9 protein-coding genes are annotated in these 7,087 nt (G+C 39.6%); 7 read left to right on the forward strand and 2 right to left on the reverse strand.

Translation table 11 applies throughout. The features are described 5' to 3' along the window. The first annotated feature begins 7 nt into the window (after nt 1–7). The 7 genes from EKM99_RS12440 to EKM99_RS12470 all read left to right on the forward strand — a co-directional run bounded on the left by EKM99_RS12440 (nt 8) and on the right by EKM99_RS12470 (nt 4,933). Nucleotides 8–610 (forward strand): hypothetical protein, encoded by a 603-nt coding sequence (locus tag EKM99_RS12440; protein ID WP_060463125.1) that lies wholly within the window; start codon nt 8–10, stop codon nt 608–610. Further along, nucleotides 610–2,139: a hypothetical protein gene (locus EKM99_RS12445; RefSeq protein WP_125583736.1), complete on the forward strand. Its 1,530-nt coding sequence runs from the start codon at nt 610–612 to the stop codon at nt 2,137–2,139. The genes EKM99_RS12440 and EKM99_RS12445 overlap by 1 nt, the downstream gene beginning before the upstream one ends. A 189-nt stretch (nt 2,140–2,328) precedes the next feature. Next, nucleotides 2,329–2,757: a hypothetical protein gene (locus EKM99_RS12450; protein WP_125583737.1), complete on the forward strand. Its 429-nt coding sequence runs from the start codon at nt 2,329–2,331 to the stop codon at nt 2,755–2,757. Beyond that, nucleotides 2,750–3,568, forward strand: coding sequence for a GH25 family lysozyme (locus EKM99_RS12455; protein ID WP_125583738.1), 819 nt, complete (start codon nt 2,750–2,752; stop codon nt 3,566–3,568). Before EKM99_RS12450 ends, EKM99_RS12455 begins: the two co-directional genes overlap by 8 nt. Next, entirely contained in the window at nt 3,568–3,840 is a 273-nt protein-coding gene (locus EKM99_RS12460; protein ID WP_125583739.1) for a hypothetical protein, read from the forward strand. The genes EKM99_RS12455 and EKM99_RS12460 overlap by 1 nt, the downstream gene beginning before the upstream one ends. A gap of 206 nt (nt 3,841–4,046) precedes the next feature. Further along, nucleotides 4,047–4,496 carry a Panacea domain-containing protein gene (locus tag EKM99_RS12465; protein WP_125583740.1) on the forward strand — a complete coding sequence of 150 codons (450 nt, stop codon included), beginning with the start codon at nt 4,047–4,049 and terminating at the stop codon, nt 4,494–4,496. Between the two features lie 2 nt (nt 4,497–4,498). Further along, nucleotides 4,499–4,933 (forward strand): MAG6450 family protein, encoded by a 435-nt coding sequence (locus EKM99_RS12470; RefSeq protein WP_225419864.1) that lies wholly within the window; start codon nt 4,499–4,501, stop codon nt 4,931–4,933. 203 nt (nt 4,934–5,136) lie between these two features. On the opposite strand, the gene EKM99_RS12475 is transcribed toward EKM99_RS12470, so the two are convergent. Both EKM99_RS12475 and EKM99_RS12480 read right to left on the reverse strand, forming a co-directional pair. After that, nucleotides 5,137–5,364, reverse strand: coding sequence for a hypothetical protein (locus tag EKM99_RS12475; protein WP_047021337.1), 228 nt, complete (start codon nt 5,362–5,364; stop codon nt 5,137–5,139). Continuing rightward, entirely contained in the window at nt 5,357–6,145 is a 789-nt protein-coding gene (locus tag EKM99_RS12480) for a ParA family protein (protein WP_125583742.1), read from the reverse strand. Before EKM99_RS12480 ends, EKM99_RS12475 begins: the two co-directional genes overlap by 8 nt. Nucleotides 6,146–7,087: the final 942 nt, after the last annotated feature.

The raw sequence follows: 7,087 nt of genomic DNA on the forward strand, positions 1-7,087 counted from the left end.
TGACTAGATGTATCAAACCGAAGCAGATTTATCAAACGATTCGCTACGTGACTGGATAACGGCCATGCTGCCTGGAAAACTTAATCAAGAAGATGATTCCAACAACCAACGGCTTCTCAATATTATCAGCGATATTTTTTTGGCACATAAGAATGACTTGCTCAACATTTCGGACCAATTGCGACTGTCAAAAGCTGCTGGCCAAGTGCTGACTGAAATTGCGGCGGATTACGGTGTCACACGGCTTGATGACGATGATGATTTTTTGCGCTTTCAGGTACGGTTACAGTTGCTTAAAAATCATAGTGGTGTGACAACCAATGACATCAAGAAGCTCATTGCAACGGTCTTAAGCATTGATCCTAGTGTGTTTGATATTGATGGCACAGATAATCCAGAAGAGATCGAAGTGACCAATATTCCGTTTGACTTCAACTCTGGCGATAAGGCTGAGATAAAACGGAAGATTTTAACAAACGCGATTCAATCAATGCTACCACCAGAATATTTGTTGAAAGACTTACAGTACGCCGTAACGGCCAATAAGCCATTATATGTGGCTGTACATGCCCAAGCATATTCACAGATAACCGTAAAGGAGACGATCTAATGGCAACACCAAACGTTGGTATCTTAACCACCGCCGGTAAAGCTTTAATTGATAAGGTGAATTCCGGTCAAGCAAAAATAAGTTTCAGCAAAATTGTCTTTTCATCGATGGATAATTCCCAATTATCCGATATGCAAGTCAAGGCTTTAACCGCAATTGCCCCACAAGAGGTGGTGGTTAGCTCACCAGAAACGACACTGGACACCAATTCTGGAGAGACTCGTATTCGAGCTACCGGGACTAATGAAAAATTAGCCGACGGCGTATACGTCAAAACCTACGGGGTCTTCGCCAAAGACGATACCGGCAGCGAAATTTTATATGGTGTGACCGTGTCACCCAACCCCAACTATTTTCCTGCTTATGATGGTGTCACCCCGCAAGCAGTGACTTACAGCTACAAAACTGTCATTCAAGAGACTAGCAATATTACCATGACGAACTCGAATGATGTGTATGCCTCTCAGGAAGATTTAGCTGAGGCATTACAGCCTTACGCCAAGACGGTTGACGTTAATCAGCAACTGGATAAAAAAGTGAATATTGCTGATATGCGTAAACCAGCTAGCGATGTAGCGGGAATTGAAGAGGTTAACGCCAAACAAGATAAAATTGGTTACACACCTGCTGATGATTCAACCGTTTTGCACAATAACGCTCTTAATCAGATATTGACTGATAATTCAGGAATTATTATCGGAAATGATAAAGATTTCGGGTTTATTAAGAGACAGAATTATAAAGGTGGTTTAGCTATTGGCTCAGGTAACAGCTTCCACTTTTTGGCAACAAATGATGCCGCTTTAAGCAATACATCTGAATATCATGACGTTTGGAATATTTTGCCTAATGGTCAAGTATCAATTCTGGATGGTGCTTATTTTACACCTGCTGATGATAGCAAAGTAGCCCACCTATCTGGAGCTAACAACTTTGACACCGTTCCAACGGTCAACAATAATCCGTTACTACTCGCAAGCAGTTTACCGTCTGATCTTGCACGAACATCTCAGCAAACCAACTTTACTGCGGGTTTGCAGTCAGGAGGTATATCAGTCGCTACCAGCGACGATTTGAAAAGTGTTGCAGACTCTGCTTGGTATATAATTCCGGAGAATAACACTAACACCATTACAGACATTGGATGGATGAAAAGAGATCCGGTTAACAAATACTTGTATATACTATACAATTTTGCATCTGTTCCACGGATTCCAACCTCACCTGAAATGATAGTTGACTTATCAAGCTATGTCGACGCGCTTGATGATGCTCTTGGATATATAATGCTTTCATCAAATGACTACTCTAGCAACGGAAATGTTTGGAATTTGAGCGATCCACATAGATCAATGTCAACAGTTTGGGCTAGAGACGCAAAATTAGTTGTTGGATTAGGGTTCAACTTTTACGACCTAAACGACGGAAACAGTCATTTAAAATTATCAACATTTAATGACAACGTTGATAATAATCCGTGGACAAATAAATGTTTAAGAGTTCACTATAACAATTGGATTAGATCATAATAATTAATTTAGAAATAAGTAATTTTTATGACTTATTATGTAACACTTGACATCGATCAGTATAAATAAATCACTGGCAAGGATTATGTAGCACCAACAACGCAAGCAACGACCACAAGCACCACTAACTAGCGATTAATAGCCAGTTAGTCAGTGCTTTTAATTTGTCCAAAGTTAGGAGGATAAAAAATGTTTAAAGAAATTACAGATGTGTTCAATTGGCTTAATAATGTGGGAGTATTCGCCTTCTTAATGGTGTTAATTCCCGCCGTGTACAAGCTGGCAAAGCCACTATTAACTCGTAAGGTTCAGACGGAAAAGAACACCCACGTTAAGCAAGGCTTAGAAGTGGGATTAAATTTGGCGAATACGATTGTTCCAGAAATGGCAGTCATGGCTGACTTATCCCTGTCTGATCGCAAGAAGGAAGCAATCCGCTTCGTTAATGCTCAATTAACGGCCAATGGCTTTGACTTAGATGTTCAAACTATCTCTGGACTGGTTGAGAAGGCTTACCAAGCTTATAAGGTAGCCGGTGGGGATAATCATGCCCCAGTAGTTACCCAAGCACCAACGGAGGTCATTACCCCATCAGAAGGGACTGACAGCAATGACTAAAAAGATTGTTGACCTGTCTTCTTATCAGGCCGATTCCTTAGCTTACATGAAGCAACTCAAAGGTTGGGGAGCAGAAGGTATTATGGTCAAGTTAACCGAAGGTACGGGTTATCTAAACCCCAAGGCTGGCAACCAGATTGCCAATGGATTCAAAGTATTCGATACCGTTGGGGTTTACCACTTCTTCCATGGACGGGGAACGGCTGAAGCTCAATACTTTCTGGCTTGGGTGAAGAAGATGGGATTAGATAAGTCCACAGTACTTGCAATTGATGTTGAAGCACCAGACTTACCATATTCCACGACCAGTCAGGTTAATGTCTTCCTTCGATACCTGATTGACCACGGGTATAAGAATGTGATCACGTACGGCTCAGGTAGCTGGTTCAATGCTGGCCGAATTAATCGTTCCCAACTGGTAGATAAAGCAATCTGGGTGGCGGCTTATGGTGTCAGTCAACCGGGGGTAGCTAATGCCAACGCTTGGCAATGTACCGACAACTGGCACGGTGTAGATTGCAGTTATGATTTCGATGGTAAGCTGTCTGGCAAGGTTACCAAGGCGACGCCTAAGAAAGCCTCATACTGGGCTGATAACGGCTTGTATGAAGTGATTACTGACCAAGTTAACGTGTATGGCAAGCCAGCCCTAGACAAGGCTGATAAGCGCCGTATTCACTTCTCAAAGGGAAGCACAATCTACGGTAAGGCTGTTAAATATGGCAAGGTGTACCGGATTAAGACGGACGTTGGGTACATCTCAGCTAACAAGGACTACGTAAAATTGGTTAGAAAGTCTGGTGGCAAGTAATGACCTTTGATCGTTGGATGGAATTAATCACCTTGGCTTTGGCTGTAGTCGCGGGTATATATGCAGCTTTGATGGTTATCATGAAGCCCTTCACAAATCAGCTGCAAGACATTGCTCAAAGTATGAAGGATAGCAGCCAGCGAATTGAACGGCTGTTTGATTCACAAAATGCGCTGCGTGAAGATTTAATTGCTAGCAGAAGCGAGCATAAAGTTATCAACGAACGCTTAGACAATGTTGAAGACGATGTACGTGAATTAAAAAGTAAGTAGTGCTAGGATTAATTTAATCCTTCAAAGTTGACACAACCCAAAAGCCACTCATCTCATCACGAGGTGGGTGGTTTTTTTGCTAAATTATTGTATATTTTTGATTTTTTTAATTATTTTCAGTAAATGTATTGCCATAGTCTTTTATGTCATTTAAGATGAAGTAGAAGCATGCGGAACAAATGTGAAACATTTATGGAGGTGTTTGCATGTATTCTATTAATGATATAGCTGCTTGGTTCATCAATAAAGAGCCAATGAGTGATAAGAAACTTCAAAAGCTCTCATACTATGCCGTCGCGTGGGGATGGGCACTTTTAAAGAGGCCCATTGTTTCTGATACGGACTTTGAGGCATGGGTTCACGGACCAGTGTCACCAGTACTTTATGCGGAGTATCGTCAGTATGGATGGACAAATATTTATGAACCAGCGGTTCCGGGAAAAACGATAGATAATGATGAAATGGTGTCTGATTTAATGGAATCCGTTTGGGAGACCTATGGGGATAAGACTGGAGACGAACTTGAGGCTTTGACCCATTCAGAACTACCATGGAAAGAGGCACGTCGGGGTCTTCAATCTAATCAATCAAGTAAAAACAAGATTTCACCTGAAACAATGGAAAAGTTCTATAGTGAAATCTACATTGGCGATTAGTTATGAGAAAACTGACGAAAAAGAATCATGCTAGAGAAAAAACGAGTAAGGTTTTGACTAGTGCCGTGAGTAAGGGAAAAGCCATTTCGAAACTTACTTCAGATGAAAGATCTAGTGTCAAATTTAAGATTGCGTTAACGGAGACACTACAAAATCCATACACCTTTAGAAAGATGAAACCTGCTGACATTAAGGAGTTTAGTTCTTTTTTAAGCAAAACAGTTGGAAGAAACTTATCTATTTCAAAAGTTGAACAGCTTTATTTAAGGACAGATGGACCAAATGGCGCAAAAAACAAAGAAACAATTCATGACGCGGAAAGAATAACAATGCATTTTGATAATGGGAGTCGTGATTTTAGGATACATGGTTATTATGATGATTTCGATTATTTTTGTGTATGCCGAATTGATCCACATCATGAATATGCTTTTTAAAATTCACAAAGTTTACAAAAGAGTTCAAAGATGTAAAACAGGAAAATCGACATTAAAGCCACTCATCTCTTAGGAGGTGGGTGGCTTTTTTGCGTACATTCTGCTTCGTTTAAATGGACAAGTATACGTCTAAAAGCTGAACGTGTTGTCTGAGAGCACGTAAGCATGGATAAAATAATAAAAAATAAATAATTTATTTTTTATTATTTATTATTAAATTCGTCTGAATTGATTGCGAACTTTAGCATAGAGTCTATGACATCAACTATCTTGGATTCTTGTCGATAGGCAATGTCTTTTACTTGCTTGTAAGTGGTTTCTCGGACTTGCACTGGACGAGTGCTTTCTTTTTTTTGCTTAAATGGGCTTTCGTTATCGCCTAGTTGTTGGTTAGCCTGCTTTGCTAACTTGCCTAAAAAGTCATTAGCCATTTTCCATTTCTCCAATCCGCTTTAATTGTTCTTTTAGTACCATATCGTACATTCCAATTGCTCGTTTATCCCAATGGTCTTCATTCTTAATTCCTTCGTTTGAAAATAGCTTAACTCGCTCTTGCTGCCAAATTCTGTTGGAAAATACAGCGTCTCCAAATGAATCTATGGCAGCTTGTGTTATTTCTTTATCAACTTTGGCATCTTTTTTAACAAGGTAAAGAATTACACCAGCAACGTTAAAAGATGCTTGATAATCACTTTTTAGTTGAAACATATACTGCGCAGTTTTAAGGACAGATGTGTAAGCTTGCTTTTGAGTTTGCAATACTAACGATATATAGTCACTAGCTAAGATTGCATTATTGGTAAAAATGGAGAGTGTTGGTGGAACATCGATGATAATGTAATCAAATTGTTCCTTAAATTTTTTAATCAGCTCGCTTAGTATAAGCATGCGATCATGAGATTTAATCTTTTCAGCTTTACCAGGCCATAAACTTAGTTCCCAATCAGCTGGAATTATTGAGATATTATCGGTTAGAGTAACTACTGATTTGCTTAGATCTAAATTTAGTAGTCCGTTGTAAAGAGACACAGCCGGTTCAATTTCTTTGTTAAATGTGGATTTCATAATTTCGGTAGCGTTTGCCTGCGGGTCGAGGTCAATAAGCAAAACTTTGCTTTTGTTGGCACCCAATAAATATGTGTTCATGACGCTTAGTGTAGTCTTGCCTACGCCACCTTTAAAGTTAAAATGTAGCAATGTTTTAGCTCTCATAGTATACCCTCCAATGACACAATTATAACACAATAATAAGATAATTTAAAATAAATAATATGTAATTTAAAATAAATAATTTATTATTTATAATTTTTAAAAGCTTGACGAGCTATCGATTCAGGGTTACCATTACTTCGAGGACATTATTGAATAATAAGTCTACTCTACTAAATTATATACAAATAAAATAGAACATAAAAAAACACCCACCGACTGGAATCGGTGAGCGCCACATAAAAGTCATCGCTATTTAATGACTATTATATCATGGCCGGTGCGATTTTTAAAGCCCTAGGGGACAAGCTGGGGTCTAAATCCAAGGGGACACGTTTGCCAGTGCGACTTCAATAAGTCTGGCTATACCACAACAAGGTCATCTGTACGGCTGGGTGGTGAATGGTGAGCGCGACCATTAACGGCGCGGGTGGTAAAACGAAGCTTCGGCTTGGTGCCATTGATTAGTTGGTGATCGAACAAAAATAAATACGTATCATCAACGCCTTCTAGGGCGTTTTTTAGTAGGTTAAACCGAAAACGTAGGTTTATAATGAGTGGTGGTAGCAATACCGCAATTGTACAGACAAGCGACGGGCGTTAACGACCGACGAACTAAGGGGAAACTTTTAGTAGTAGAATTGTACTCTGGTTCAGTTATTCCAAATAGCTGTTTCCAGGGAACAATTCTGCGCTCAAAACGTCACTCCCTCTAAACTGAATGGAAAACCGTAACCCGTCAAGTCAAATTCCAAAGAAAAAAAGAAAGTTGGTGGAATTGTTGGAATGTAAGGATTACATTGTTCCATTGAATCCAGATGTGATCGTTAAGAAGACAATCTATCGGAGTTCTGCAAGAATTACTGATCGACAAAGGAACCAAGTGAAGAGAGTTTTGCGTAGTCAAGGGTATCAGGGAAGAATTAGTAGTATTCGATACACTCG

It is taken from the genome of Levilactobacillus cerevisiae (genome assembly GCF_003946245.1).
GTDB lineage: Bacteria > Bacillota > Bacilli > Lactobacillales > Lactobacillaceae > Levilactobacillus > Levilactobacillus cerevisiae.

Excerpts from the sequence above, each read along its gene's own strand:
- EKM99_RS12475 (WP_047021337.1), bottom strand. The coding sequence starts at position 5,364 with ATGGCTAATGACTTTTTAGGCAAGTTAGCAAAGCAGGCTAACCAACAA.
- EKM99_RS12455 (WP_125583738.1), top strand. The coding sequence starts at position 2,750 with ATGACTAAAAAGATTGTTGACCTGTCTTCTTATCAGGCCGATTCCTTA.
- EKM99_RS12440 (WP_060463125.1), top strand. The coding sequence starts at position 8 with ATGTATCAAACCGAAGCAGATTTATCAAACGATTCGCTACGTGACTGG.
- EKM99_RS12480 (WP_125583742.1), bottom strand. The coding sequence starts at position 6,145 with ATGAGAGCTAAAACATTGCTACATTTTAACTTTAAAGGTGGCGTAGGC.
- EKM99_RS12445 (WP_125583736.1), top strand. The coding sequence starts at position 610 with ATGGCAACACCAAACGTTGGTATCTTAACCACCGCCGGTAAAGCTTTA.
- EKM99_RS12450 (WP_125583737.1), top strand. The coding sequence starts at position 2,329 with ATGTTTAAAGAAATTACAGATGTGTTCAATTGGCTTAATAATGTGGGA.
- EKM99_RS12470 (WP_225419864.1), top strand. The coding sequence starts at position 4,499 with ATGAGAAAACTGACGAAAAAGAATCATGCTAGAGAAAAAACGAGTAAG.
- EKM99_RS12460 (WP_125583739.1), top strand. The coding sequence starts at position 3,568 with ATGACCTTTGATCGTTGGATGGAATTAATCACCTTGGCTTTGGCTGTA.
- EKM99_RS12465 (WP_125583740.1), top strand. The coding sequence starts at position 4,047 with ATGTATTCTATTAATGATATAGCTGCTTGGTTCATCAATAAAGAGCCA.